This is a genomic window from Halanaerobacter jeridensis, assembly GCF_016908315.1.
Lineage (GTDB): Bacteria > Bacillota > Halanaerobiia > Halobacteroidales > Halobacteroidaceae > Halanaerobacter > Halanaerobacter jeridensis.
In genome coordinates this window covers 1-1,181 of sequence record NZ_JAFBDQ010000045.1, presented here as the reverse complement: position 1 = coordinate 1,181, position 1,181 = coordinate 1, and the positions used below count along the sequence as shown (strand labels likewise).

Sequence of the window (1,181 nt, the reverse complement as noted above, 5' to 3'; positions counted from 1 at the left end):
CCTCTTTTTAGAGGTTGCAATAACCAGACCCAAGCGACTGTTTACCAAAAACACAGGTTTCTGCTAAGACGCAAGTCGAAGTATAGGAGCTGACGTCTGCCCGGTGCTGGGAGGTCAAGGAGAAGTGTTAGGACTTTGTCCGAAGCATTGAACTTAAGCCCCAGTAAACGGCGGCCGTAACTATAACGGTCCTAAGGTAGCGAAATTCCTTGTCGGGTAAGTTCCGACCTGCACGAATGACGAAACGACTTGGGTGCTGTCTTAACAAAGAGCTCGGTGAAATTGTAGTGTCTGTGAAGATGCAGGCTACTCGCAGAAGGACGGAAAGACCCCGTGGAGCTTTACTGCAGTCTGACATTGGACTTTGATACATTACGTACAGGATAAGTGGGAGGCTATGAAGTTGGCATGCTAATGTCAACGGAGCCACCCTTGGGATACCACTCTTAATGTGTCGAAGTTCTAACCATGTGCTGTGATCCAGCATTGGGACAGTATCAGATAGGCAGTTTGACTGGGGCGGTCGACTCCTAAAGAGTAACGGAGTCGCCCCAAGGTTCCCTCAGTGCGGTCGGAAATCGCACGAAGAGTGTAAAGGCAGAAGGGAGCTTGACTGCAAGACATACAGGTCGAGCAGGTACGAAAGTAGGGCTTAGTGATCCGATGGTAGAGAATGGAATTGCCATCGCTCAACGGATAAAAGTTACCCCGGGGATAACAGGCTTATCTTACCCAAGAGTTCACATCGACGGTAAGGTTTGGCACCTCGATGTCGGCTCGTCGCATCCTGGAGCTGAAGAAGGTTCCAAGGGTTGGGCTGTTCGCCCATTAAAGCGGCACGCGAGCTGGGTTCAGAACGTCGTGAGACAGTTCGGTCCCTATCCGCTGCGAGCGAAGGATATTTGTGGGGAACTATCCCTAGTACGAGAGGACCGGGATGGACGCACCGCTGGTGGACCAGTTGTTAGCCAAGAGCATAGCTGGGTAGCTAAGTGCGGAGAAGGTAAACGCTGAAAGCATCTAAGCGTGAAACAGACCCCAAGATGAGATGTCCCAATTTAGTAAGATCCCTGTAAGATTAACAGGTAGATAGGCCAGAGGTGTAAGGGTGGTAACATCCTCAGCTGACTGGTACTAATAGATCGAGGACTTAATCTATTCGACGCTCAGGTCTATTGTGT

Annotated in this window: 1 rRNA gene; it reads left to right on the top strand. The window is 50.3% G+C overall.

The features are described from left to right. A 23S ribosomal RNA gene (locus JOC47_RS15245) occupies positions 1–1,158 on the top strand; the annotation flags it as partial. Positions 1,159–1,181 lie beyond the last annotated feature (23 nt).